Origin of the sequence: Asticcacaulis sp. EMRT-3 (assembly GCF_030027245.1) — a bacterium.
GTDB lineage: Bacteria > Pseudomonadota > Alphaproteobacteria > Caulobacterales > Caulobacteraceae > Asticcacaulis.
On sequence record NZ_JASERT010000001.1, the window covers coordinates 2256929 to 2283430 of the forward strand.

The 26502-nt window shown below is 60.5% G+C and carries 21 protein-coding genes; 8 read left to right on the plus strand and 13 right to left on the minus strand.

The features are described from left to right. The first annotated feature begins 28 nt into the window (after positions 1–28). A complete protein-coding gene (locus QB905_RS10760) occupies positions 29–1585 on the plus strand; it encodes an alpha-N-arabinofuranosidase (RefSeq protein WP_282975029.1) in 1557 nt (518 codons plus the stop codon). A gap of 36 nt (positions 1586–1621) precedes the next feature. Further along, on the plus strand, positions 1622–2839 hold the full coding sequence (locus tag QB905_RS10765; RefSeq protein ID WP_282975030.1) for a glycoside hydrolase family 27 protein: 1218 nt from the start codon (positions 1622–1624) through the stop codon (positions 2837–2839). A gap of 57 nt (positions 2840–2896) precedes the next feature. Here the strand turns inward: QB905_RS10765 and QB905_RS10770 are convergent, their stop codons facing one another. The 3 genes from QB905_RS10770 to QB905_RS10780 form a co-directional block, all read right to left on the minus strand. Next, the gene (locus tag QB905_RS10770) at positions 2897–4831 is read right to left on the minus strand and encodes a glycoside hydrolase family 127 protein (protein ID WP_282975031.1); all 1935 of its coding nucleotides are present in this window, start codon (positions 4829–4831) and stop codon (positions 2897–2899) included. A gap of 173 nt (positions 4832–5004) precedes the next feature. After that, positions 5005–6078, minus strand: coding sequence for an alpha/beta hydrolase (locus QB905_RS10775; RefSeq protein ID WP_282975032.1), 1074 nt, complete (start codon positions 6076–6078; stop codon positions 5005–5007). A 23-nt stretch (positions 6079–6101) separates the two neighbouring features. Next, a complete protein-coding gene (locus QB905_RS10780) occupies positions 6102–8240 on the minus strand; it encodes an alpha-N-arabinofuranosidase (protein ID WP_282975033.1) in 2139 nt (712 codons plus the stop codon). A gap of 567 nt (positions 8241–8807) precedes the next feature. Between QB905_RS10780 and QB905_RS10785 the strand changes: the two genes are divergently transcribed. After that, positions 8808–11459 carry a glycoside hydrolase family 3 C-terminal domain-containing protein gene (locus tag QB905_RS10785; protein ID WP_282975034.1) on the plus strand — a complete coding sequence of 884 codons (2652 nt, stop codon included), beginning with the start codon at positions 8808–8810 and terminating at the stop codon, positions 11457–11459. Positions 11460–11746: 287 nt separating this feature from the next. Here QB905_RS10785 and QB905_RS10790 read toward each other — a convergent pair whose 3' ends face one another. The 10 genes from QB905_RS10790 to hemE form a co-directional block, all read right to left on the minus strand. Next, on the minus strand, positions 11747–12646 hold the full coding sequence (locus QB905_RS10790) for a ParB/RepB/Spo0J family partition protein (RefSeq protein WP_282975035.1): 900 nt from the start codon (positions 12644–12646) through the stop codon (positions 11747–11749). Positions 12647–12689: 43 nt separating this feature from the next. Next, entirely contained in the window at positions 12690–13481 is a 792-nt protein-coding gene (locus QB905_RS10795) for a ParA family protein (protein WP_461781800.1), read from the minus strand. A 52-nt stretch (positions 13482–13533) separates the two neighbouring features. Beyond that, positions 13534–14160: a 16S rRNA (guanine(527)-N(7))-methyltransferase RsmG gene (gene rsmG, locus QB905_RS10800; protein WP_282975621.1), complete on the minus strand. Its 627-nt coding sequence runs from the start codon at positions 14158–14160 to the stop codon at positions 13534–13536. Positions 14161–14174: 14 nt separating this feature from the next. Next, complete coding sequence (gene mnmG / locus QB905_RS10805; protein WP_282975036.1) at positions 14175–16037, minus strand: tRNA uridine-5-carboxymethylaminomethyl(34) synthesis enzyme MnmG; 1863 nt, start codon at positions 16035–16037, stop codon at positions 14175–14177. Between the two features lie 84 nt (positions 16038–16121). Next, positions 16122–17450: a tRNA uridine-5-carboxymethylaminomethyl(34) synthesis GTPase MnmE gene (mnmE, locus tag QB905_RS10810; protein WP_282975037.1), complete on the minus strand. Its 1329-nt coding sequence runs from the start codon at positions 17448–17450 to the stop codon at positions 16122–16124. Positions 17451–17464: 14 nt separating this feature from the next. Continuing rightward, positions 17465–17725, minus strand: coding sequence for a DUF6489 family protein (locus tag QB905_RS10815; protein ID WP_282975038.1), 261 nt, complete (start codon positions 17723–17725; stop codon positions 17465–17467). Positions 17726–17938: 213 nt separating this feature from the next. After that, complete coding sequence (rho, locus tag QB905_RS10820; protein ID WP_282975039.1) at positions 17939–19348, minus strand: transcription termination factor Rho; 1410 nt, start codon at positions 19346–19348, stop codon at positions 17939–17941. A gap of 367 nt (positions 19349–19715) precedes the next feature. After that, positions 19716–20174: a CopD family protein gene (locus QB905_RS10825; RefSeq protein ID WP_349252569.1), complete on the minus strand. Its 459-nt coding sequence runs from the start codon at positions 20172–20174 to the stop codon at positions 19716–19718. A gap of 2 nt (positions 20175–20176) precedes the next feature. Next, the gene (gene hemH / locus QB905_RS10830) at positions 20177–21223 is read right to left on the minus strand and encodes a ferrochelatase (RefSeq protein ID WP_282975040.1); all 1047 of its coding nucleotides are present in this window, start codon (positions 21221–21223) and stop codon (positions 20177–20179) included. 1 nt (position 21224) lies between these two features. Beyond that, positions 21225–22268, minus strand: a complete 1044-nt coding sequence (hemE, locus tag QB905_RS10835) for a uroporphyrinogen decarboxylase (protein ID WP_282975041.1) — start codon at positions 22266–22268, stop codon at positions 21225–21227. Positions 22269–22794: 526 nt separating this feature from the next. Between hemE and QB905_RS10840 the strand changes: the two genes are divergently transcribed. From QB905_RS10840 to dnaQ, 5 genes are read left to right on the plus strand one after another with little or no spacing between them, the layout of a single operon-like run. Beyond that, complete coding sequence (locus QB905_RS10840; RefSeq protein ID WP_282975042.1) at positions 22795–23661, plus strand: pyruvate, water dikinase regulatory protein; 867 nt, start codon at positions 22795–22797, stop codon at positions 23659–23661. Between the two features lie 47 nt (positions 23662–23708). Next, positions 23709–24305 carry a Maf family protein gene (locus QB905_RS10845; protein WP_282975043.1) on the plus strand — a complete coding sequence of 199 codons (597 nt, stop codon included), beginning with the start codon at positions 23709–23711 and terminating at the stop codon, positions 24303–24305. Next, positions 24302–25159 carry a shikimate dehydrogenase family protein gene (locus QB905_RS10850; protein ID WP_282975044.1) on the plus strand — a complete coding sequence of 286 codons (858 nt, stop codon included), beginning with the start codon at positions 24302–24304 and terminating at the stop codon, positions 25157–25159. Before QB905_RS10845 ends, QB905_RS10850 begins: the two co-directional genes overlap by 4 nt. Further along, positions 25156–25755: a dephospho-CoA kinase gene (coaE, locus tag QB905_RS10855; protein WP_282975045.1), complete on the plus strand. Its 600-nt coding sequence runs from the start codon at positions 25156–25158 to the stop codon at positions 25753–25755. Before QB905_RS10850 ends, coaE begins: the two co-directional genes overlap by 4 nt. A 41-nt stretch (positions 25756–25796) precedes the next feature. Then, the gene (gene dnaQ, locus QB905_RS10860; RefSeq protein WP_282975046.1) at positions 25797–26495 is read left to right on the plus strand and encodes a DNA polymerase III subunit epsilon; all 699 of its coding nucleotides are present in this window, start codon (positions 25797–25799) and stop codon (positions 26493–26495) included. Positions 26496–26502 lie beyond the last annotated feature (7 nt).

Sequence of the window (26502 nt, forward strand, 5' to 3'; positions counted from 1 at the left end):
CATGCGAGGAAACACCATGAAATATGCCATGACCGCCAGTCTTTTCGCACTGGCCGCGGCCTTCGTCCTGCCGGTCATGGCGACCGCAGCGCCAGCAATCCAGCTCACGGTCGATGGCGATAAGCCCGGCGCCACCATCGACCGCCACATCTTCGGCCAGTTCGCCGAACAACTGGGTCATGGCATCTATAATGGCATCTGGGTCGGCAAGGATTCCTCCATCCCCAATACGCGCGGCATCCGCAATGACGTGGTGGCGGCGCTGAAAGCCATCAAGGTGCCCGATGTGCGCTGGCCGGGCGGCTGCTATGCCGACAGCTATCACTGGCGCGACGGCGTGGGGCCTGAACGCACCACGCGCGTCAATACGGCCTGGGGCAATGTGGTCGATTCCAACGCTTTCGGCACCGATGAATATATGGACTTCATCCACCAGATCGGCTCCGAAGCCTATGTGTCGCTCAATGTCGGTTCCGGCACGGTGGGCGAGGCGCAGGACTGGATGGAATATATGACCGCCGACCAGCCAACCACCTTGGCGAAAATGCGCGCCGCCAATGGCCACCCCGCGCCGTACCGCGTGGCCATGATGGGGATCGGCAACGAAAGCTGGGACTGCGGCGGCCTGATGACGCCCGATGAATATACGGCTGAGTTACGCAAATATGCCCGTTTCGTCGGCAGCTATAACAGCAAGGAACCGACGCTGAAAATCGCTGTCGGCCCCGGCACGGACGACACCACCTGGACCGAGGCGGTGATGAAAACATGGAAGGAACGGCGCGGCTGGTCGTTCGATTTCCAGGGCCTGTCGCTGCATTCCTATACGGTCTATGACGGCTGGCCGCCGCATATGCCCTCCACCGGTTTCGATGAAGACGCCTATGCCCATGTGCTGAAGGAAACCCTGAAAATGGGGCCGCTGATCGACAAGCAGGCCGCCGTCATGGACAAGTATGATCCTGACAAGAAGGTGGCGCTGGTGGTCGATGAGTGGGGGGCGTGGCTGGCCCCGACGCCGGGCTCAAACCCCGCCTTCCTGATGCAGCAGAACAGCCAGCGCGATGCTGTGCTGGCTGCGCTCAATATCAATATTTTCGCCCGCCACGCCGACCGCGTGCGCATGGCCAATATCGCCCAGATGATCAATGTGTTGCAGGCCATGATCCTGACCGATGGCCCGAAAATGGTGCTGACGCCGACCTATCATGTCTTCAAAATGTACGTGCCGTTCCAGGACGCCACCTTCATCCCGGTCACCTATGATGCAGGCGCTTACGTGCATGGCGACACCACCCTGCCGCGCCTCGACGCCATCGCCGCCCGTGATAAGAACGGCACGATCTGGCTGTCCCTGACCAATCTCGATCCCGACCAGCCGCTGGAGGTCGATGCCGCCGCGCTCGGCTTCAAGGCCAGCTCGGCCAGCGGCCAGACTCTGAGCGCGCCTGCGGTGGACAGCGTCAATGATTTTGACCACCCCGACACGGTGACGCCGAAAGCCATCCGCGGCAAGTTGAAGGACGGCGCCATCATGCTGACCCTGCCGCCCGCCTCGGTGACCGTGGTGTCGCTACAGCCGTAACCGGCCCCGCGGATCGCATCTGACAAGGAACGAAAAATGAAGATTTTACGCGGTTTGGCGCTGTTTCTGGTGGTCGGTCTGCCACTGACGGGCTGGTCGGGTACGGCCCTGGCCCAGCACACAACTGAATATGCGCAGCTTCTGCCCAAGCCCGAAGTGGCCATGACGCCACCGATGGGCTGGAATTCATGGAACCATTTCCAGTGCAATATCGATGAGGCCAAGATCAGGGGTGCAGCCGATGCGATGGCGGCGTCGGGCATGAAAGACGCTGGCTATCAATATGTCATCATCGATGATTGCTGGCAGGTGGGGCGTGATGCGCAGGGCAATATCGTCGCCGATCCGGTCAAGTTTCCGTCCGGCATCAAGGCTTTGGCCGATTATATTCACAGCAAGGGCCTGAAGTTCGGCATCTATTCCGATGCGGGCACCAAGACCTGTGGCGGACGGCCCGGTTCGCGCGGCCATGAGTTTCAGGATGCGAAGCAATATGCCGCCTGGGGGGTCGATTACCTGAAATATGACTGGTGCTATACGGGCAGCGACGACGCCCGGGCCAATTACGCCATCATGGCCACGGCTTTACGCGAATCAGGCCGCGACATCGTGTTTTCCATCTGTGAATGGGGCACGCATAAGCCCTGGGAATGGGCGGCGGCGGATGGCCATCTGTGGCGCACCACCGGCGATATTACCGACGCCTTTTATCGTGGCCATCATAAGGGCTGGGATAATGGCGTGCTCGATATTCTCGATGAGCAGGTCGGCCTTGAAAAATACGCCGGGCCCAATCACTGGAACGACCCGGACATGCTCGAAGTCGGCAATGGCGGCATGACCGATAATGAATACCGCGCCCATTTCAGCCTGTGGGCCATGCTGGCCGCGCCTTTGATCGCCGGCAATGATCTGTCAAACATGAGCGAGGCCACCAAAACCATCCTGCTCAACAAGGACGTGATCGCCGTCGATCAAGATACACTCGGCCGCGAAGGCCATCGCGTCTCGAAGGACGGCGATTTCGAGGTCTGGGCGCGTCCTCTCAGCAATGGCGACACGGCGGTCATCCTGCTCAATCGCTCAGCCGCCATGCACCGCATGACCGCCGACTGGAAGGCGCTGGGCTTAACCAACAAGGCTGACGTGAAGGATCTGTGGTCGAAGGCGGTCAAAAAGAACGTCCAGACCGGCTATACAGCGGATGTACCCTCGCACGCCGTGGTGATGATCCGCGTCACGCCGAGGCCATAAAAGCAAAAGAGAGCGCCGGTGGCAGACACCGGCACTCTTTTTATCAGGCTTTCTTTTTCAGGTCTTGGCCGTATTGAGATAGACGGCGAAACGGTTCCATGAGTCCGACAGGGGCGCGAAACGCACCTCTCCGCCATCGCTGGCCGCCACATAGGTGAGCGGCGCGCCCGCCACGGGCCTCGCCAGTTGATCGAGCGGCTGACCGCTTGTGAAGGCGGGGATCGCCATCGGCAGCTTGGCGACATCCGGCCCCTGAGCCTGGCTTAGTTGCGCAGATATGTCGCCACGCGGCAGTTGCGCTGCCAGCACGACCGGGCCGTAGGTCAGAGCCTGCAAGGCGGGCCGGTCTTCGAAGCCATCGGCACCCAGCTTCATCGGCAGGCGCAGTTCGATGTGGTCGCCCTTTTGCCAGACGCGCGACAGACGGGTATAGCCGCCCGGATCGGCCACCGCATCCACCGCCTGTCCGTTGAGGCGCAAACCGGCCTGGCCGTCCACCCAGGCCGGAATACGGATATGCAGCGGCCAGGCCTTGCCATTGCTGGCCTCGACAGTCAGGGTAACGGTATCGGCGCGCGGGAAATCCGTGACCTGGCTGAGGCGCACCCCCTGTTCGCGCCAGTCGAGCGTCGAGGGCATGAACAGATTGACCCAGACGCCGTCATGATCGTGCAGATAGATCATGTCTTCCAGCTTGGAAAACTCTTCAATGCCCGTGCCGGTGCAGCACCAGTAGGTGTCTGTGTCGGTACACAGCGTCTTCCAGGCACCCGGCGCCATCGACAGGAAATAGGTGGTGTTGCCGGTCTGCGGATCGATCGTGCCAAGGCGGTGATTGAGCAGGTTGCGCTCATAATAGTCCATATAACGCGCCTGAGGTGCCTGCATGAACAGGGCGCGCGTCAGTTTGAGCATATTGTAGCAACAGCAGCATTCCTGATGATTGGGGCTTTCGGCCCATTCGGCGGCAAGCTGGCCCGGCGGCTTGAGCCAGTGTTCCTTATTGCTGGAGCCACCGGTGACATAGCTGCGCGACTGGGTAACCGTGTCCCAGAAGAAGCCGGAAATACCGTTGTAATAGGCATCGCCGGTGATGTCGTAACGCCGCGCCGCGCCGATCACCTGAGGGATGTGGGTATTGACGTGCAGGCCGGTCAGTTCATCGACGCGCGCTGCCAGAGGCACGAACAGCCGATCCTTGCTGAAACGGTCGCCAACCGCGATCCAGCGCCGGTCACCACTCAGCCGGGCGAGATTATAGAGCGCCTCGTTCATGCCGCCGAACTCATCGTTCATAATGTCCTGCATGTGGGCGCGCGTCTTGTCCTTCGTCCAGTTATCGACCCATTCGCCCATGCCGGTGGCGACGGTAAGCGCCTGAGCGTTCTGCGCGTGTTCGTGCATATCGAGCAGCCCGGCCAGAATCTTGTGATAGGTATAGAAGGGTGCCCATACCGGCTGGCGCGCATCGAGCCGGACGAACAGTTCTTGCGGAAAAGCGCTGAGATAGCCGCCCTGATTGAGCGCTGTCTGGCAGGCGGCCAGGGCGGCCACCAAGGCGTCGCCGCGCGTCTTCAGATCGGCATCGCGGCGATGGCCATAGGCCAGCGCGCAGGCCGACAGATAGTGGCCGGTGAAGTGGCCGCGCAGCTCGCAGGACGGGTCTTCCCAGCCGCCGAGCGGTTGCGCCTTTGTTGGCAGGCCGGCATTGAGCCGGAAGGTGTGCAGCAGACGCTCAGGATCCTGACGCAGCATGAAGGCGCGGTTGGCCTTTTGCGCGTCCAGAAACGGGCCGCTATTCAGACGAACCTGTCCGCCGCCAAATGGTGCGAGGCGCGGCCCACCAGCCGAATCGCCGATCGGCAGGGCGCGCGCACCTGTAGCGCCCAGTGCGTACAGGGCCAGTGGCGCGGCCATGAAGCTCCGGGTGAGGGTGCGGCGTGTCAGTCCGCGTTGAGGGCCGTAGGGCTTGCCATGTTTTTCAGGTGTCATTCTGGCCTCGCTAGAGCGGTTTGCATTCTGATTGAATCGGTCAACGGAATGCAACCCGCTCTCCATTTTACGTTTTTCCGCATCTCGCATTCAATTTGTAAGTCAAATTAAACACTCGTTGCTCTAGCTGAATCGCTGGGCGGCGGGCAGGCTTTCCGCCCGCAGCCTGATGCCTATTGCGCGTCGTCGAACTTCAGGTGCTGGCTGAAGAAGGGTAATACATGGTTCTGGAAGCGGTCGGCCACGGCGCTGGTATGGGTGCCGCTATACAGTTCGAAACTGTTGGCGATGCCATAGCTGTCCAGCACCTCATGCAGCTTCTTCGTATCGACATTGAGCCCGTCCTGATCGCCGACATCCATCGCGATGGCGTTATATTGCCTCAGGTTCGAGATATACTGGTCGATCATGGCCAGAGGTGCATTGGCCGCCCATTTGGCCAGAATGTCGGGCTGCGCCACGCCATCCCTGGTAGGCAGATCAAGATAGAGGGGCGGTTTTTTCGGATCGGGCGACCAGGCCGCCGCCGTCGCCAGTGTGGCGCGCGCGAACCAGTCGGCCTTGACGGCCTCGTCTTTCGTCGTGATCGCTTCCAGCTTTTTGGCCATCTCGGCGTCCGGGGCGGCGCGCGCCGACAGGCAGCACGGGCTCATAATATAGAGGGCACCAAAGACATCGGGATATTTCATGCCGATGCGTGTCGTGCCGTACCCGCCCATCGAATGCCCGGCCAGACCGCGGCTGTTGCGATTGGGGATGGTGCGGTAATGGGCGTCGATATAGGCGACCAGATCATGGGCGATGAAGCCCTCGAAATTGCCGACCGTCGGTGAGTTGGAATACATTGAGCCATTATGCAGGGTGCGCCCGTCGGGCAGGACGATGATCATGCCCTTCGTGCCCGTGGCGAAGGCCCCTTCGATGGTTTGCGGCGTGTGGATTTCATGCGTCCACATCTCATTGTCGATTGAATAGCCGTGCAGGGCATAGACGACCGGATAGTGCTTGTTCGGGTTCTTGTTATAGTCGGGCGGCAGATAGACGATCACCTTGCGGTCGGGCGATTCGCCTTCGAGATTGCCCTCCAGCGCCTTGGAGTGGACGATGATGTTCTGCACAATGACCGGTGCCGCACCCGGCACGACGGCAGGCACAACGGTCTGTACCTGCGCCCATGCCGGCAGAGCCGGTAAGGCGATGGCCAGCGTCGCCGCCAGCAGCCCCTTGAGAAGGAAAGATGTTTTCATGACGTTTTCCCTGATGCGATGGCTTAAAGCCCGCCGGTTATATCAAATTCATAGATGACGGTGGAGGTGGCCGGCACACTGAGTTTGCCATCATTCAGCGCCGCCGGGCTGGTGGCGATGGTGACGCCGGGCGTTTGTCCCACCTTGTTGGCGGCATCGAGCGTGGCGCCCGCCAGCCGGTAGGCCGTGCCGGTGGCGGCCAGTTTCAGCCTGCCCAGGGTCAGCACCAGATCGCGCGGCTCGTAGGTGGCGTTGACCGTGCCGATAATCAGCTTCTTCTTGTCGGGGCTCAAGGCCGCGATCACATCCACCGGCCAGGTCGGGCTGCCCGCCACCACCTGCGGATGATCGAAGCCAACCGGATATTTCGGGTCGGGCCAGGGCGTGCCGCCGGTTACCTTGACGGGAATAACGCCCGCGCCGAAATGCTCACCATACAGCTTGAACACCAGACCGGTTGTGTTCAGCGTCGAGGCGCTGGGCGTCTGGTCGAGCGTGGCCGGCCCCATCGTGAAGGCCGACATGCGGATGGCGTCGGTATGGCGCAGCATTTCCTGCAACACCATCGAATAGGCCAGCGATGTCTTCAGATCGGGCGGCGACGGGAAATAGGCATATTCGTCGATCGACAGGAACATGTCCTTCTTGTCGATCACCGGATATTTCTGGCGGTAGATGTTCCACTCATCGGCCTTCATCAGCACATTATTCGAGGGCTGACGGGCGAATTCGATCAGCTCGTCATCGGCCGGCGCATCGGGTCGTGCTTCGGCCGTGTCATACCAGTGTTCGGTGACGCCGCTGAAATAGTCCGACGCCTTGGCCAGCAGGCCGCCCGTCCAGTCGAGTTCGGTGCCGAATTTCGGCAATATGCTTTGCAGATTGGAGTTTTCCTTGTCCACCCCCGGCCATTTGCGCTGGTCGGGCATGGCCCCGGAAGCCAGCAGGATGATCGACGGATCGGCCTTCTTCATGCGTTTGGCGAAGTCGATATGCTTATAGATGTAATATTGCAGAGTCGTCTTGCCGATCTGCCAGTCGCCATAAGGCTCGTTGCCAATGTCCCAATAGGTGATGCCATAAGGGGCCGGATGGCCGTTTTTGGCGCGCAGGCCGCCCCAGTAGGAACTGGCCGGGCCGTTCAGATATTCGACCTCCTCGGCGGCGGAATTGGCGTCGCCCAGACCCGCATTGACCGTGACATAGGGCATGGTGCCGATCAGGCGGCATAGTTCCATCCATTCGTCCATGCCGATGTCATTGGTCTGCATGGCATCCCAGGCGTGGTCGAACATCGGCGGGCGCTTGTCCTGCGGGCCGATGGCGTCGTGCCAGTCCCAGTTGGACAGATAATTGCCGCCCGGCAGCCGCCACATGCCCGAATGCAGGCTTTTCAGTTGCGCCACCGCGTCGGCGCGCCAGCCATCGAGATTATCGGCGGGCATCAGCGACACCGCGCCGATACGCAGATCGCCCGTGCCCGTGCCCGTGCCCGTGGCAGTGATCTCCAGCCGGGCCTGGTCGCTGGCGGCTGAGGGCTTGAAGCTGAAACTGACCGTCTTCCACGCGCCGCCCGTGGCGGGCAGCTTCACGCTCTGCCGGTCGTTCGGCCCGTCGCCCCAGACGAGGCTGACCTGACCTTGCGCGCCCGAAGGTATGGCCACCACGATGCGGCCCGTATAGGCCTTGTCCGCCACCACGCTCAAACCCGATTGCGAAATGCCGCGCGGATCGCTGCCCGCCAGGCTGATGCGCGGGCTCTGATCGCCGACGTAAGCATCTTTCGTGTCCATCACCACGGCATCAGCGGGGCCAACGGGCCGCCAGTGCTTGTCGGGGCCGGTGCGTGAAGGGCGGGCGGGCGGCGCATCCTGGCCTTTCGGCACGATGGGGAAGTAGAATTTGCGGTCGTCGAGCATTTCGGCCCAAAGCGTGCGATCCACGGCGCGGCCAATCGGCTCGACGAACATGCCGTACTCATAGGGGCTGATGGCGCGCTCTGTCTGGCTGGCGTCGATGCCGACCGTGATCGGAAAGAGCGGGATCGAAGGCGAGGTCGCCGGGCTTTGCGCCTGGGCGGCCAGCGGAGCCAGACCGAGCGGGCTCAGGCACGCCATGACGGCCAGCCCACTGGTCAGCCTGTATAATAAACCCTTTTTCATGAATTATAGTCTCCCTGTATGGATAGATGACGGCGTCTTTTTATGTGATGGTTGTGCCGTAACGTTTTTGATAGCGCTATCATGACATAGCTGCCTTGTCCGCCTGCCAGCCATAATGGCCGAATTGCACATGCACGGTTCATAAATCGTCCCTGTCGCGCCTTACCGGCGTTCTTTAAGCTTATGTATCAGCATACCGCGGAGCGCCTCCCGAAAATGCGTCGCGCTTTCGCAATAGACCCCATTTGTCAGACTAAACTCTGAGTTTCTCCGTTTTTCAAGTAAAATAGATTGAATCGAAAGCGGCACGCAGAGGATGGGCGCTGGACGGTAAGCCATATTCAGGCGCGAATTTCCCGACAATCACACGGCAAACCATGATCTGCACCGGTTTCAATCCCATCTGAATCCAGAAAATCCTTACGTCTGTCCCTGACCCTCCGGGCGGAACGGAAAAGTGTCGCTTGTAAAATTAACTTTCATTTGTAGGACTTATGCGCTAAAAATGGTGGTAGCGCTATCATCTGCACGATGCGGCCTTATAAATATAAATCAGGGAAAAATCAGATGTTACGATTGGGTACTTCCACCTTGGCCATCGCCTTCTGCCTGGCGTCATTGCCGCTTTCACCCGCTATGGCGCAGGACGCGACGACCGGATCATCGGTACGCGATGAAGCCAATAGCAAGGCCGAGGCGATTGTGGCGCAGATGACGCTCGATGAGAAGATCGGTCAGCTCGTCAATGTCGCCCCCGCCATTCCGCGCCTCCATATCCCGGCCTATAACTGGTGGACTGAATCCTTGCACGGCGCACTGGGCGCGGTGCCGACCACCAACTTCCCCGAACCGATCGGTCTGGCCGCCACCTTCGATGCGCCGCTGGTCGGCGATGTGGCGGGGGCCATCTCAACGGAGGTGCGCGCCCTGCATACACTGGGCCGCCAGACCGGCAAGCTCGGCCATATCGGCACGGGGCTCGATACCTGGTCGCCCAATATCAATATTTTCCGCGATCCGCGCTGGGGCCGCGGTCAGGAAACCTATGGCGAAGACCCTTATCTGACGGCGCGCATGGGCGTGGCCTTTGTTAAGGGGATGCAGGGGCCCAACCCCGACCTGCCCTATGTCATCTCCACGCCCAAGCATTTCGCCGTCCATTCCGGCCCTGAGCCGACGCGCCATATTGCGGATGTCTTCGTCTCGACCCACGACATCGAAGACACCTATCTGCCCGCCTTCCGCGCCGCCATCGTCGAGGGCAAGGCCGGTTCGATCATGTGCGCCTATAACAGCATTGACGGCCAGCCGGCTTGCGCCAATGACCTGCTGCTGAAAGATCACCTGCGCGGCGACTGGGGCTTCAAAGGCTATGTCGTCTCCGATTGCGACGCCGTGACCGACATATCCGAGCACCACAAATATGCCGCCGATCCGGCGGAAGCCGTGGCCGTGGCGCTCAAGGCGGGCGTCGATAATGAATGCAATACCCAGACCCTGTCCGACACGCCGGGCCTCGGCAAACGTTATAAAGAAGCCTATGAGCGCGGCCTGATCGGCATGAACGACATCGACCGCGCGCTGGTGCGGTTGTTCTCGGCGCGCCTGCGCAATGGCGATCTGCCGGGCATCCGCACCGATGCGCCCGTGCCGGTCAGCGCCATCAATACGCCCGAACATCAGGCCCTGGCGCTGAAGGCCGCTATCGAGAGCCTTGTCCTGCTCAAAAATGACGGCACCCTGCCCTTCAAACCCGATGTGAAGATCGCCTTGGTCGGGCCTCTGGCCGATGCCACCCGCGTGCTGCGCGGCAACTATTCCTCACCGCAGAGCGCGCCGCCGATCTCAGTGCTGGCGGGCTTACGTCAGGCCATGCCGGACGCCAAAATCGCTTACGCGCCCGCCGCGCCTTCGATTACCGACGGCAATCCGATCCCGGCCTCGGCCTTTATTGGCCCCTATGGCAAGCCCGGTCTGCAAGCCGACTATTATAATGCCAGCGGTATTGGCGCCGACGGCAAGGCCACCGGCTATGAGGACAAGCCCGCCGCCATCCATAGCGAAGCCGGTCTGGCCTCATCCGCCGATCAGCTCAAGGGCGTCAGCGAACACAATAAGATCGTCTGGACGGGTGATCTGGTCGCGCCGGAAACGGGCACCTATCGCATCGGCGTTTCGGGCGTGATCGGTACGATGCAGGTGGACGGTAAGCCCGTCATCAATGTTACCACCTATTCCAACTGGGGCGATCCGATCAATCTGGTTGAGGTGAGCCTGAAAAAAGGCCAGCACTGTCCGCTGCATTTCGAGATGGCCTCGGACAAGTCGTTCGGCGCGTCGATTGTCTGGCAGCGCGTCTCGGCCCACCCGGACGCCGAGATGCAGGCCGCCGCGAAGACCGCTGATGTGGTGGTGGCCGTGGTCGGCCTGACCTCCGATCTGGAGGGCGAGGAGAGCAAGCTGCACGTGACCGGCTTTGATGGCGGCGACCGCACCTCGATCGACCTGCCTGCCGATCAGATTGAACTGCTGCAAAAGGCCAAGGCGCTGGGCAAGCCTTTGGTGGTGGTGCTGATGAATGGCAGCGCCATCAATCTGGCCTGGGCCAAACAGAATGCCTCAGCCATTGTCGAGGCCTGGTATCCGGGCGAATCGGGCGGGCTGGCCGTCGGCAAGGTGCTGGCGGGTGCCGCCGATCCGGGCGGGCGTTTGCCGCTCACCTTCTATGAAAGCGTCAAGGATCTGCCGCCGTTCGATGATTACAGCATGAAGGGCCGCACCTATCGCTATTTCACCGGCACGCCCGTCTATCCGTTCGGCTATGGCCTGAGCTATACCAGCTTCGCCTATGGCCCGCTGACAGTGACGCCGGTAAATGGCGCGGTTGAAAACGGCGTCACTGTTACCGCCGATGTCAGCAATACCGGCACGCGCGAAGGCGGAGATGTCGCCGAACTGTACCTGACGCCGCCCGCCTTCGATGGCGCGCCGCGTCTGGCCCTGCGCGGCTTCACGCGCGTCTCGCTCAAACCCGGCGAGCATCAACAGGTCACTTTCACCCTGTCGCCGCGCGACCTGAGCTTCGTCACGCGCGACGGCATCCGCCAGCTCACCCCCGGTCACTATATGATCAGCGTCGGTTCCGGCCAGCCGGAAAGCGGCAGCGCGAATCAAAGCGCGCCGCTCGACATCAGCCGGCAGGTCAAGATCGCCGACTGATACCAACTTGCGCAGCCCAGAACCTGTTTGGGTGCAAGTTGGTATCAGTATTATTTGCAGCTCAAACGCCGCCATTTCTTTTAAGAAGAATGGGCTCCTCGCATAAGCTCGGACGGCCAGTCGGCCAGATTGGTATGAGACATCCGCCCATGAAAAATGCCGACCTGACGACATCAGGGCGGCATTTTTTTTGTTCGCGCCACGGCCTCTGTCGTGAATTTAATCGTCCCTGTGCACAAGGACTGCGGTCAAATTCGCCTGAGACGCTGTTATGCGAAAATATATAATTATTTCATTAGCTTACGGCACAAGTCATCGAGCTGTTCGAGGCTGGCATAGGTCAGGCGCAGCTCCCCCTTGCCGCCACGGTCATCCAGCTTAACCTTGAGGCCCAGCGCCTCCTGCAAATCCTGTTCGAGCGACAAGGTGTCGGCATCGCCGGAGGACGGCGCTGGTCGCTTCGCCGATTTCGTTTCCGGCGCGTCGCCATCGCGCACCAGAGCCTCGGTCTGACGCACCGACAGGCCCTTGTCGATGATAATCTTCGCCAGCCCTTCCGGGTCAGCCGCCGTCACCAGGGCGCGGGCATGGCCCGCCGACAGGCGGCCCTGAAGGACATGATCCTGCACCGCTTCCGGCAGATTGAGCAGGCGCAGCACATTGGCGATATGGCTGCGGCTCTTGCCGACCACCTGCGCCAGCGCATCCTGGGTACGGCCGAAGCGATCCATCAGCACCTTATAGGCGCGCGACTCTTCAATCGGGTTGAGATCGGCGCGCTGCACGTTTTCGATAATGCCGATTTCCAGCACTTCAAGATCGTCGAGTTCGCGGATGATGACCGGCACCGTATGCAGACCGGCGCGCTGGGCGGCGCGCCAGCGGCGTTCACCGGCGATGATCTGGAATGACCCGGCCTGACCGGGGGCCGACCGGACGAGGATCGGCTGCAATACCCCCTTCTCGCGGATCGACGACGCCAGTTCCTCGATGTCCGCCTCATTGAACACCCGGCGCGGCTGATCGGGGTTGCGCACCAGCAATTCAATCGGCTGTTCCAGCCCCTTGCCCGTGTCGCGCCCCGTTTCGCGCGTCGAGGCGGGCGCTTCCGCCGTCACCGCCGCCGCGCCCTGATCGCCCAGAAGGGCCGACAGGCCGCGACCCAGACCTCTTTGTTTTTCCGACATATTTACCTTTCCTGTCAGGCCCTCGCCTGATTAGGCCGCCAATTTAAGCTGCCTGGGCCTTGCGTGAGCGTTCACGCGCCACCAGCTCCTTGGCCAGCTTGATATAGGCCTGACTGCCCGAACATTTCATATCATAGATCAGGGCCGGTTTGCCGAAGGACGGCGCTTCGGACACCCGCACATTGCGCGGTATGACCGTGTCATAAACCAGCTCACCGAAGTGCGAACGCACGTCGCGCTCGACATGACCGGACAGGGCGTTGCGCCGGTCGAACATGGTCAGCACAATACCTTGCAGGCCCAGTTTAGGATTGAGACTGCCGCGCACCAGATCAATGGTGCGCATCAACTGGCTTAAGCCTTCCAGCGCGAAGAACTCACATTGCAGCGGCACCAGCACGGCATCGGCGGCGCTCATGGCATTGACGGTCAGAAGATTGAGCGAAGGCGGGCAATCGATCAATATATAGTCATAGGGCGGAGCGGCCTGATCGAGGCCATCCAGCGCATCGCGCAGCCGGTAGGAGCGGCGCTCCGCCTGACCCAGTTCGATTTCCACGCCGGACAGATCAGGATCGGACGGCAGCAGCCACAGGCCCGGCACCGATGTTTTAACAGCCGTATCACCAATCGGTCTTTGATCGACGATCACATCATAGAGCGAACTGGCGCGTTGCGAGCGCGGTACGCCTAAGCCCGTTGAGGCATTGCCCTGCGGATCAAGATCGACCAGCAGGACGCGCTGGCCGATAGCCGCCAGGGCGGTGCCGAGATTGATCGCCGTTGTCGTCTTGCCGACGCCGCCTTTTTGGTTGGCGACGGCCAGAACGCGGATTTTACGGTCTGCATTGAGCAAAATATCTTTAGACGGCGTTTCTGACGGCAGATTATCGGGCACGGCGCAGCCTCTCGATATGGATCAGGCGACCACGCGGGTCGCTTAAGGAGTCATAAATCTCTACGTCAAAGTGCCAGCTTTTACCAGCTTCCGCCAGTTCACTTTCGACGTTTTCCCCTTTTAAAAACCACGCATCGGCACCATTGCCGATAAGGGTTTCAGCAAAGCCGAGTAGCTTCGTCATCGGGGCCACGGCACGCGCCGTCACCACATCGACCTTGAGGTTAATTTTTTCGGCGCGTTCATTAACCACCTTGGCCGGAAGCTCAAGCCGATCCACCACCATTTGCAGAAAGCGGCAGCGCTTGATCAGGGATTCGACCAGCCAGACGCACGGTTCCGGCCCCTGCGAATGCTTGAGGAGGATGGCCAGCACCAGACCGGGAAAGCCCGCCCCCGCCCCCAGATCGGCCCAGCGGCGCGCATCAGGGCGGCGGTCGAGCAACTGCGCTGAATCGAGCACATGGCGCGACCAGTAATCGGGCAAGGTGGCGGGCCCGACCAGATTCATCACTTCATTTTGCTCGGCCAGAATCTCATAAAAGGTTTGCAAATCCTCGATAGCCGCCTGTTTCACGTGAAACACCAGCCGCGCCGCCATCTCGGTCGGCGTCATCCCCATCGCTGCGTTCATGCCGAACGCTTGCCCTGATTGCGGACGTAAAGCAGCAGGGTTGAGAGCGCGCCCTGCGTCATGCCTTCGATGCGCCCCGCCTGCCCCAGGGTTTGCGGGCGAATGCGGTTCAGCTTTTCGCGCGCCTCATTCGACAGGCCCGCAATCGCCAGATAATCGAGATCATCCGGCAGGGTCAGGTTTTCATCCTTGCGGAAATTGTCGATCTCGGCCTTTTGCCGCGCCATATAACCGGCATAGAGGGCGTCGATTTCGATCTGCTCGAACAGGGCCGCATCCCACTCAGCCACTTCCGGCCACAGGGCTTCCAGCCTTTGGCGCGTGCAGCTATCATAGGCCATGAGTTGCATCAGATTGCGTCTCTGGCCATCACCATTGACTAAAATACCCTGCGCCAGCGCCTCTTTCGGCGTGGCGTTCAGCTCCGCCGCCCGCGCCCGGATAGCGGCCAGAGCCTCACGTTTCGCCACCCATGCCGCCTGACGCACCGCCCCCACCACGCCCATCGCCATACCGCGATCGGTCAGGCGCTGATCAGCATTATCGGCGCGCAAACTGAGGCGAAATTCGGCGCGCGAGGTGAACATGCGGTAAGGTTCGGTCACGCCGCGCGTCACCAGATCGTCGATCATCACGCCGATATAGGCCTCATCGCGGCCCAGAAGCACCGGCTGCGCACCCCCTGCCCGCGCCGCCGCATTGATGCCGGCCATCAGGCCTTGCGCCCCCGCCTCCTCATAGCCGGTCGTGCCATTGATCTGACCCGCCAGAAACAGGCCCGACAGGCGCTTCAGTTCCAGCGTCGGATTCAGTTCGCGCGGATCGACATAGTCATATTCAATCGCATAGGCGTAGCGTCGCACCACCACGTCTTCCAGCCCCGCAATGGTGCGCAGGAAAGCATCCTGCGTCGCCTCGGAAACGCTGGTCGAAATGCCATTCGGATAGACGGTGTCGTCGTCATAGCCTTCGGGTTCAAGGAAAATCTGGTGCGAGGTCTTGTCGGCAAAACGCACCACCTTGTCCTCGATGGACGGGCAATAGCGCGGCCCGCGGCCCGAGACATGCCCGCCATAGACCGCCGATTCCTGAAGGCGTTCGGCGATGATGGCGTGGGTTTTTTCATTGGTATAGGTGATGCCGCAGGCGATCTGCGGACGGTCAATCGCCGCCGTCATGGTCGAAAACGGCTGGATAAGCTCATCGCCCAATTGCTTTTCGAGCCGGTCCCAGTGGATAGTGCGGCCATCAAGCCGTGCCGGCGTACCGGTTTTCAGCCGCCCCATATCGAGTTTGAGATCATAAAGCCGCTGTCCCAGCCCATTGGATGGCGCATCACCCCAGCGACCGGCGGGTGTGCGCTGATCGCCGATATGGATCATGCCGCGCAGGAAGGTGCCCGTGGTCAGAACCACGGCCTTCGCCTGATAGCGGAGGCCCGCACCGTCGATCACACCCGTCACCACGTCATGATCAACGATCAGGTCTTCGACGGCGGCTTCGATAATGGTCAGGTTCGGCGTTTGCGCCAGTTCGGCCTGCATGGCCTCACGATAGAGCTTGCGGTCGATCTGAGCGCGTGGGCCGCGCACGGCGGGCCCCTTGGAGCGGTTCAGCACCTTGAACTGCATCCCGGCCTTGTCGGCCATGCGGCCCATCAGCCCGTCCAGCGCATCGATTTCGCGCACCAGATGGCCCTTGCCAAGGCCGCCAATCGCCGGATTGCACGACATTTCGCCAAGCGTTGCGAATTTATGGGTCAACAAAAGCGTGTCCGCACCCATGCGCGCCGAGGCCGCCGCCGCCTCGCAACCGGCATGGCCGCCACCGACCACAATCACATCCCAAAGCTTCGTCATTCTTACGCACCATACCCGACAGGAAGCCACGGCCTATAGCAGATCGGGCGCGTCCGGTCGAATCGCAATGGCCGTCAAATGATGCTATTTGCCGATACAGAAGGTCGAAAAAATGATGTCGAGCACGCCTTCGACATCATAGCGGCCAAACAGGGCGTCGAAGCTGGCCAGCGCCGAACGGACATTTTCCGCCGACAGTTCGGGTGCGGCAGACAGCGCACGCGCCGCCTGTTGCAATTGATCGCGTGCCTCGTTCAGCCGGTCGATATGGCGCTGCCGCGTCGCCGCCGGGAAGGTCTGGTTGGCCAGTGCTGACCCGACCCGCTCTTCAATGGCCGCCACGCAGTCTTCCAGCCCCTGCCCGAGCGCCACACTGACGGCGAACAGCGATGTTTCACGTGAAACACGTAAACCTGCGATGGCGGCGCGCTCGCCCTCACCGGCCTCATCGAGCTTGTTAAACACCATCAAATCTTCGTGTCGCCAGTCGTCCGGCAGGGCGGGGTTGGTGGCGTCGATCACCCAGATGCGTAAGTCGGCCTCGTCGGCCTTGGCGCGTGCCCGCCTGATCCCCTCGGCCTCGACCGGTTCGGCGGTTTCGCGCAAACCCGCCGTGTCGTAGAGCAGCACGGAATAGGGCCCGACGCGGAGTTGCGCCTCGATGATGTCGCGTGTCGTACCGGCAATCGGCGTGACAATGGCAGCCTCGGCCTTCAGCAGCGCATTGAACAGGCTCGATTTACCGGCATTGGGTTCGCCAAGGATAACGATGCGGTAGCCTTCGCGGATCTGCCGTCCGCGCTGCGCATCGCTTACCGCAGCGCCCAGCCGCAGCGCCAGACCGTCGATGCGTGCGCGAATGGCCTCGGCCAGTTCGTCGGGCAGGTCTTCATCCGGGAAGTCGATATAGACTTCGAGGCGCGCCAGCAGATCGAGCAGTTCGGCGCGCCACTGTTCATATTGCGCTTTCAGCCCGCCGCCAAGCTGGGTCAGGGCCTGTCTGCGCTGGGCTTCCGTTTCGGCATCGACCAGATCGGCAATCGCCTCAGCCTGAGTCAGGTCGAGCTTGCCATTTTCCAGCGCTCGCCGTGAAAACTCACCTGGCCCGGCCAGCTTCAGACCCAGTTCGGTCAGGATGGCGTAAAGCCGATCGAGAATGGCCCGTGCGCCATGCACATGCAGCTCAACGCACTCTTCGCCGGTAAAGCTGTGCGGCGCTTTGAACCATAGCACCACGGCCTGATCAATCAACTCACCCTGATAGATGAGCGGCGTATAGCTGGCGTGACGCGGCTGCAAAACCTTGTCCGTCAGGTGGCCGACGGCCTCAAGCGCGCGCGGCCCGGACAGACGCACCACCGCCACCCCAGCGCGGCCCTGCGCGCTGGCCAGGGCAAAAATCGTCTGTTTCACGTGAAACACGGCGCTTATTTATCGGCCTTATTGCCGAAGCTGTTCATGCTGGCCGTGGCCGCCGATTGCATCAGTTTGAAAAACTGGTCCTGCGCCGTGACACCGAGGCTTGACCAGTTTTTGAGCATCTCATCCGGTTGCATGGATTGCATATTCTGCGCCATGCGCGCCTTCATCTGCTCCATCATATAGTCGTTGAGCGGTTCAACATCCGGCAAGCCTAAGAAGGTGCGCGCCTCTTGCGGCGTACATTCGACATTGACCGTGACCTTCATGTGGGATGCTCCCGATGCGGACGAATCGCCCTGATTGAAACAGACAACCCGATATGAGCCTGTCATATCGGGTTGGCAAGTCTTCTCCCCCGTCCCTGTAAGGTCTGGGTATATATAAGTTTCCGATTTGCGTAGCAAATCGGCAAGCGCGACTGCGCGTCCGAGCCTTTGCGAGGCACTCTTCTTTAGCTAAAATACATAAGGCCAAAGGCCTTATGTATTCATGCTCTGGAAGAATTCGCCATTGTTCTTGGTCTGGCGCAATTTATCGCTGAGGAACTCAATCGCGTCCTGTGCCCCCATCGGGTTGAGGATGCGGCGCAGCACATAGGTTTTTTGCAGGTTCGACTTGTCGGTCAGCAATTCTTCCTTGCGCGTGCCGGATTTCAGCACATCCATCGCCGGGAAGACGCGCTTGTCGGCCACCTTGCGGTCGAGCACGATTTCGGAGTTACCCGTGCCCTTGAATTCTTCGAAGATCACTTCGTCCATGCGCGAACCGGTATCGATCAGGGCGGTGGCGATGATGGTCAGCGAGCCGCCTTCTTCGATGTTACGCGCCGCACCGAAGAAGCGCTTCGGGCGTTGCAGGGCGTTGGCGTCAACACCACCGGTCAGCACCTTGCCGGAGGACGGCACCACGGTGTTGTAGGCGCGGCCCAGACGGGTGATCGAATCGAGCAGGATGACGACATCGCGCTTGTGTTCGACCAGGCGCTTGGCCTTTTCGATGACCATTTCGGCCACCTGAACGTGGCGCGTCGCCGGTTCATCGAAGGTGGACGAGATGACCTCGCCGCGCACGGTGCGCTGCATGTCGGTCACTTCTTCCGGGCGTTCGTCGATCAAAAGCACGATCAGATAGCAATCGGGATGATTGGCGGCCACCGACTTGGCGATGTTTTGCAGCATGACCGTTTTGCCGACGCGCGGCGGGGCCACGATCAGGCAGCGCTGGCCCTTGCCGAGGGGGGCCACGATGTCGATGATGCGGCCGGAGCGGTCTTTCAGGGTCGGGTCTTCGATCTCCATCCACAGGCGCTCATCGGGATAGAGCGGGGTCAGATTGTCGAAATGCACCTTGTGGCGGATGTTTTCGGGGTCTTCGAAATTGATCGTCTGCACCTTGGTGAGCGCGAAATAGCGTTCGCCTTCGCGCGGTGAGCGGATCAGGCCTTCTACGGTATCGCCGGTGCGCAGGCCGTGGCGGCGAATCTGCTGCGGGCTGAGATAGATGTCGTCGGGGCCGGGCAGATAATTGGCTTCGGGCGAGCGCAGGAAGCCGAAGCCGTCCTGCAACACTTCGACCACGCCGGAGCCGGTGATTTCGGAGCCGTCATCCGCCAGCGCCTTCAGCACGGCGAACAACAGGTCTTGCTTGCGCAGGTTAGAGGCGTTCTCGATGCCCATGCCTTCGGCGAAGGTGACAAGCTCGGTCGGGGTCTTGTCTTTCAGGGTTTGCAGCGACATTTTCTGGCCGCTTAAGGGGCCTACGCCGTCTTCGGAATCGTCGTCGCCTTCGCCTTCGTCGCTGTCGAGGTCGTTATCCAGTGATTCACCCAGAGTCTCACCAAGCGTCTCAGCGGGGGTGTCGGGCAGGTCGTTGTCGGTTTCGTCGCTCATGACGGGTCTTTCTGTAAAGGACGAACAGGCGCAGGTCTTGGCGGGCTTGTCAGCCTGCCGGTTGCGGTGGTGTTCATGTGCCTTTCAATATAAGGTCTTGAAAAGGCTATGGTTTTTTAAAGGATGCGGCTCTTCCACAGAACATGGCGCCGTGAATTGGGTCTTGCGCGGCAGGGGGTGGGGTCGCCTGCGCAAAATCAGGGTGATCTGTACAGGATTGGCGGCAGGCGTCAAATGAATTTTCGGGGCGTGGGGTCCGTGACCCCACATCTGTCTTTATCTTTTCTTGGGCCTTTGCCCAACGGGCAAGGCCAAAGAAAAGACAGAGGAAGGCTTGGGGCCACAGGCCCCAAACCCCGACGATCCTTCAACGCGCCCCATATTCCAGCGTTACCGACAACACCATGATGATGGCCAGCACGAACGGCACCTCATTGATCATCCGCCAGAACTTCTCCGTGCCAATGTCTTCGCCGCGGTCGAGCTTTTTGAAGCGCACACTGAGGAAATGGTGATAGCCGGTCATCGCCACAACCCCCAGCAGCTTGACGATAATCCACGTCCCCAGCAACCCGACCCAGTGATTATGAAAGCGCAGCCAGATCAGGCTCAGGCCAAAAATCCACGCCGCGATCATCGACGGGTTCATGATCAGCCGCAAAAGCTTGCGTTCCATCACCCGGAAAACCTCGGTCACCTGCGGCTTGTCACGGTTCTGGATGTGGTAGATGAACAGGCGCGGCAGATAGAGCAGCCCCGCCATCCACGCGATCACCGCCAATATATGCAGGCCGCGCGCCAGATCATACCAGTTCACCGAACCCATAACTATCTCCGTTTCGGACAAAATCTGTGACAGGCGGCGCAGTCATGATCGCCGATAATCGCCGCCTCGGTGCCGATCGCCTTCAGCACTTCGTCATTCAGCGCCTTGATATAGTCGCCATTCACGCCCAGCGCCGGCACGCGGATATAGTCCGCCACCCCCGCCTCACGCGCCAGATGCCCATATTCAATATCCAGTTCGACCAGGGTTTCGATATGCTCCGACACAAAGGCCACCGGCACCACAATCACCGACTTGCCATCCCTGCCCGCCTGACGGATCGTATCGTCCGTCGAAGGGCCGATCCATTTTAACGGCCCCACCCGGCTCTGATAACAGATGGTGTGTTCGACATCGGTATTCAGCATGGCCATGATGCGGGCCACCGACGCCTCAACCTGTTCAGAGTAAGGATCACCGCGCTTGACGATAGTCTCCGGCAAGCCATGCGCCGAAAACAGGATGCGGTAGTTTTCCGGCGCGCTCAGGCGCTTCAATACCGCCGCCACCGCATCGGCATGGGCCTTGATGAAATGGCCATTACCGGCATAGCAGCAGACATAATGCACCTTCGCCTTGCCGCGATAGGCCTTCTTGAAGGCCTCGAAACCCGAAAGCGTGGTGGTTGAGGAAAACTGCGGATAGAGGGGCAGCACCACAATCTGGTCGGACCGATAGGCCTCGATCTCACGCACCGTCTCGGCGATGAACGGATGCCAGTAGCGCATACCGGTAAAGACGCGCGTCTCCATGCCTTGGGTGTTTTTGCTAATATAGGTTTCCAGCGCCTGCCTCTGCGCCTCGGTTTCCTTCAGGATCGGCGACCCGCCCCCCATCAGGGCATAATTGGCCCGCGCCATCGGGGCACGGCGGCTCGAAATCAGCGCCGCCACGCCCTGGCGCAAACCAAAAGGCAGGTTGATAATATAACGGTCGGCGAACAGATTATAGAGAAAGCCCCTTACATCCTCAGGCTTGTGCGGCCCACCCAGATTGAACAGCAAAACCGCTGTCCGCTTCGGTGCCGTTGTGCTTATCTTACGATCCATATCAGGCTCTGATCCTTTGCAAGGCCTGCTCGACATGGGCTATCGGCGTATCGGGAAAAATGCCGTGGCCGAGATTGAAAATAAACGGCCCCTGCCCCCAGGCTTGCCTTATACGTTCGATCTGGTCATCCAGAGCTTTGCCGCCGGAACGTAAGGCCACCGGATCGAGCGCGCCCTGGATCGTCACCTTCTTTTGCAGTTCCACACCCAGCTTCAGCGGCGTGGCCGTGCCGAGCCCCAGAGCCTGCACCTCAACCGCGTCGATATAGTCGTGGCAGCGCGCCTCAGCGCCACGCGGAAAGCCGATGATCGGCAAGGTCACACCCAGTTCGCGCACGCGCCGGATCAGTCGGATATGCGGCTGAATGATCAGTTGATCGAACAGAGGATCGGGAAAGCCCTCCGCCCAGCTCTCGAAGATTTTCAGCACCTGCGCCCCGTGATCAGCCTGCATCTTCAGATACTGGGCCGAGGCCTCGATGACGATGTCGATCAGCGATGCCACAAGCTCCGGCTGCTCATAAACGAAGGCGCGGATCAGGCTGCGGTCATGCGCCTTCTTGCCATTGAGCATATAGGTCATCACCGTCCACGGCCCGCCGCAAAAGCCGATCAGCGTGGTGCGGGCCCGATCAAGCTGCGCCGCCACGCGCGCAACCGTTTCACCAACATTTTTCAAAGCCTCGCCCGCCTGCCCGGCCTTGTCACGCATAGCCTCTAACGATGGCAGGTCACCGAGGATCGGCCCTTCACCCGCCGCAAAGGTCAGATCCTGACCGAGCGCCAGCGGGATCATCAGGATGTCCGAAAAGAGAATGGCGGCGTCGAAACCGAAACGCCGTATCGGCTGCAAGGTGGCCTCAGCCGCCTTTTCGGGATTGAGACAGAAATCAACAAAGCCCGAGGTGGAGGCACGTAACTCACGGTATTCCGGCAGGTAGCGCCCGGCCTGTCGCATGAACCAGACCGGCGGCGTTGTCAGGGTCTGGCCCGAAAGCGCGTTTAACAGAGGGGCCGCAACAATCGATGCCAGAGGAAGGGTCATAAAGTCAACTCGTATGAAAAGCGCCTTCCTTCATGACCTATACTAAAAGAAAAGAAAAGGGTTTGAAGTGGTTATAGAGGGCCGGACAAGTCGGAAAACCGGCGCAGATTTGGCGCGATTCACGGCTTTTTCACAAGCGGCAGCGGACAGGACAAGCGCCTTTTCACAGCCTGGGGAGAGCGTGGATAATTAACCAAATATTAGGATTGCTTAAGAATTCCTTAACGCACCTCCAGCAGAGCCTGTGCAGGGTTAATGAAAGATTAACTTACGCACATGGTCACCGATCGTCTTTATACATTTTTAACTTTTTGCCGAAGACCGGGACAAAATGCCGCCTTATCCACCCCTATCCACCGGCGAACCGGCTTTTGGCTTTTTCGCCCCAGGTTTTCCCAAACAGCACCCGCAACTGTCCCCAAAACAACGCACATATTTTTTGCATTTTCAGGCGGACCTTATTTTTGCGCGGGCGTGACGCGCGAAAATTGGTTATGAACCTGCATATATCTGAAAGGTTCAGCCCATGGTCGCCCTGCCGCCCAAGTCATCGCTTTCGAAAATCGGCACCTATTTCCACGTCCACCTTGTCTCCGATTCGACCGGCGAAACCCTGAATGCCCTGGCCAAGGCGGCGGCGGCGCGTTTTGAGGGTATCCTGCCGATTGAGCATATCTATGTGCTGATCCGTTCGGAAAAGCAGCTAGAGCGCAGTTTGCAGGAAATCGAGAGCTTTCCCGGCATTGTGTTGCACACCATGGTCGATGTCGAACTGCGCACCATGCTGGAAACACGCTGCCGCGAACTCGATATTCCGGCGATTGGCGTACTCGATTCGCTGGTGGTGGCCTTTTCGCGTCATCTGGGCGCGGCTGTCTCCAAGCGGGTGGGCGCGCAGCATAATCTCGACAATGAATATTTCGAGCGCATTGAGGCGCTCAACTATGCCATCGCCCATGATGACGGCGCGATGGCCGACAAGGTGCGTCAGGCCGATGTGGTGCTGGTCGGGGTGTCGCGCACCTCAAAGACACCGACCTGTATCTATCTGGCGCATCGCGGCATCAAGGCGGCCAATATTCCGCTCGTCCCCGGCCATGAACCGCCCGAAGAACTCGATCAGCAGGATGTGCCGTTGATCGTCGGCCTGATCGCCTCGCCGGAACGGCTGATCCAGATCCGCAAGAACCGCCTGCTAACGCTTAATGACGACAAGCCCTCCTCCTATACCGATCAGGAAGCGGTGCGCGAAGAAATTATCCGCGCGCGCCGGCTGTTTGAGCGCAAGGGCTGGCCGGTGATCGATGTGACGCGGCGCTCGATCGAGGAAACCTCGGCCACCATTATCAGCCTGCTCAATGAAAAACGTACCGGCAGGCTTGGTGGTATATAGGTGTGCGGCATATAGCCATTATCCCTGTCCATCACATATAAGACTGCATGACCCATCACCTGACCCTCGCCTCCGCCTCGGCCTCGCGCGCTGCTCTGTTGAGCGGTTCGGGCCTCAGCTTTGCTAAGATTCCTGCTGATCTCGATGAAGAGCAGATCAAGGACGATGCCCTGGTGCGCGGCTTGAGCCCGAAAGCCATCGCGCTCGAACTGGCGCGCGCCAAGGCCCTGCATGTGTCCTTGCGCACCTCCGGTCTGGTTCTGGGCGGCGATCAGGTCTTGCAGCTTGACAACGACCTGATCAGCAAATCGGCCTCGCTTGATGAGGCGCGCGCGCTGCTCAAGCGCATGAGCGGCCAGAGCCATTATCTCCATGCCGGTCTGGCACTGGCCGAAAACGGCCAGTTGATCTGGTCGCATGTCGAAACCGCCGAAATGACCGTGCGCACACTGAGCGACGCCTTTATCGACCACTATCTCGACCAGACCGGTGACAAAATCTTATCGAGCGTCGGCTGTTATCAGCTCGAAGATATGGGTATTCATCTGTTCGACGCCATTCGCGGCGATTATTTCACCGTTCTTGGCCTGCCGCTGCTGCCGCTGCTGGCCCAGCTTCGTCATTTGAAGGTTATTCCGGCATGAGCACGCTGATCGAAACCCTGCCGACGGGTGCGGCTCTGGTGGCCGGTATCGTCGGCCAGCCCGTCCATCATTCCTTAAGCCCGTTCCTGCATACGGCCTGGCTGCGCCAGATGGGGCTGAACGGCGTCTATGCACCGTTTGGCCCGAAGGACGAGCACGGTTTTGACCGGCTGATCCTGTCGTGCCGTTCCAATGGCATCAAGGGCCTGAACATCACCGCCCCTTTCAAGGCGCAGGCCCTGGCCCTGGCCGATACGGTCAGCGAGACGGCGAAAAAGGCCGGTTCGGCCAATCTGCTCACCTTTGATGACGAAGGCTATATCCATGCCGATTCCACCGATGGCCACGGCCTGATCCGTGCTTTTGAGCTACAGGCCCCCGATTGCGATCTGGCCTCGGCCCCGGTGGTGGTGCTGGGCGCGGGCGGTGCGGCGCGCGCCGTGGTGGCGGCCCTGCTGGATCGCGGCTGCCCGGAGGTGCGCATCGTCAACCGCACCCTGGCGCGCGCCGAAGAGCTGGTTTTCGCCTTTCAGAACAACGTCACCGCCTTTGATCTGAGCCAGACCACGCGCGCCTTTGAGGGTGCCGCCGCCGTCATCAATGCGGCGTCCGGCGGGCCGCATCCGCCACTCGAAGCCCTGCCCGCCACTGCCGCCGTGATGGACATGACCTATCGCCCGCTCAGGACGGCGTGGTTGCAGGCTGCCAGCGCGCGTGGTCTGGTCACGGTTGATGGCCTTGATATGCTGATCGAACAGGCCCGCCCGTCGTTTCAGGCCTTTTATGGCGTTGCGCCGTGGCCCGGTTTCGATATTCGCAAACTGGCGCTTGAGTTTCTGGGGGAAGCCAGGTGATCCGCCGCCTCCCCATAAAAATCGGCCTGACCGGCTCGATCGGCATGGGCAAATCGACCATCGCCGCCATGTTCGCTGCCGAAGGCGTGCCGGTCTGGGATGCCGACGCCGCTGTGCACCGGCTCTATAGCGGTAATGCGGCGCTGATCGACGAACTGAGCGCGGTTTTCGGCGATGTGGCGGGCGAGGCGGGCATTGACCGCGCCAGACTATCGGCTGCCGTCCACGCCCTGCCGGAGGGCTTCGACCGGCTCAATGCGCTGGTGCATCCCCATGTCGTGGCCGACCGTGAGGCCTTCATCGCCGCCCACCCCGATGCGCCCGTCGTGCTGGCCGATATTCCGCTTCTCTATGAAACGGGTGCCGATCAGCATCTCGACAAGGTGGTGGTGGTCAGCGCCCCGCCTGAGGTGCAAAGCGCCCGCGTCCTGGCCCGGCCCGGCATGGATCAGGCCCGTTTCGCCGCTATTCTGGCGCGGCAAATGCCCGATGTGGAAAAACGCGCCCGCGCCGACTATCTTATCGATACAGGCCAAAGCCTTGAGGCCTGCCGCGATCAGGTGCGCGCCATTCTGGCCGATCTCAGCGCCTCATAAACCGCTGGACAAATCACCCGCCGTTAAAGCACTAAAGGATCATGGCCCTCGAAATCGTCCTCGATACAGAAACCACCGGCATTGACCCCAAGCGCGGTCACCGCCTGATCGAAATCGGCTGCATCGAGATCGAGGATCTGTTGCCGACGGGCCGCACCTTTCACCGCTATCTCGATCCCGAACGCGAGATCGAGGCCGATGCTATCCGCGTCCACGGCATCAGCAACGAAAAGGTGCGCGGTATGCCAAAATTCGCCCATATCTGCGATGAGATGCTCGATTTCATCGCTGACCGCAAGATCATCGCCCACAATGCCGCCTTCGACCGCGGCTTCATCAATATGGAGCTGGAGCGCCATAACCGCGCCGTCACGCCGGACGAACAATGGATCGACACACTGGCCATTGCGCGCGGACGGTTTCCCGGCGCGGCCAATTCGCTCGACGCCCTGTGCCGCCGCTTCAATATTTCCCTGGCCGAACGCGATCTGCACGGCGCGCTGATCGATGCCCGCCTGCTGGCCTCGGTCTATCTCGAACTGCTGGGCGGCAAGGAGCGTGGCCTCGATCTCGAAATGGTGGGGGCGCGCGCCGAAGCCGCCGCCGCCGCCAATCATATAAGCTATGGCCCGCGCCCGCGCCCGCTGAACAGCCGCATCACCTCAGCCGAGGCCGAGGCGCATGAGGCCTTTGTCAAAAAATACCTGAAGGACAAGGCGCTGTGGACTTATTCGCAATAAAAAAACC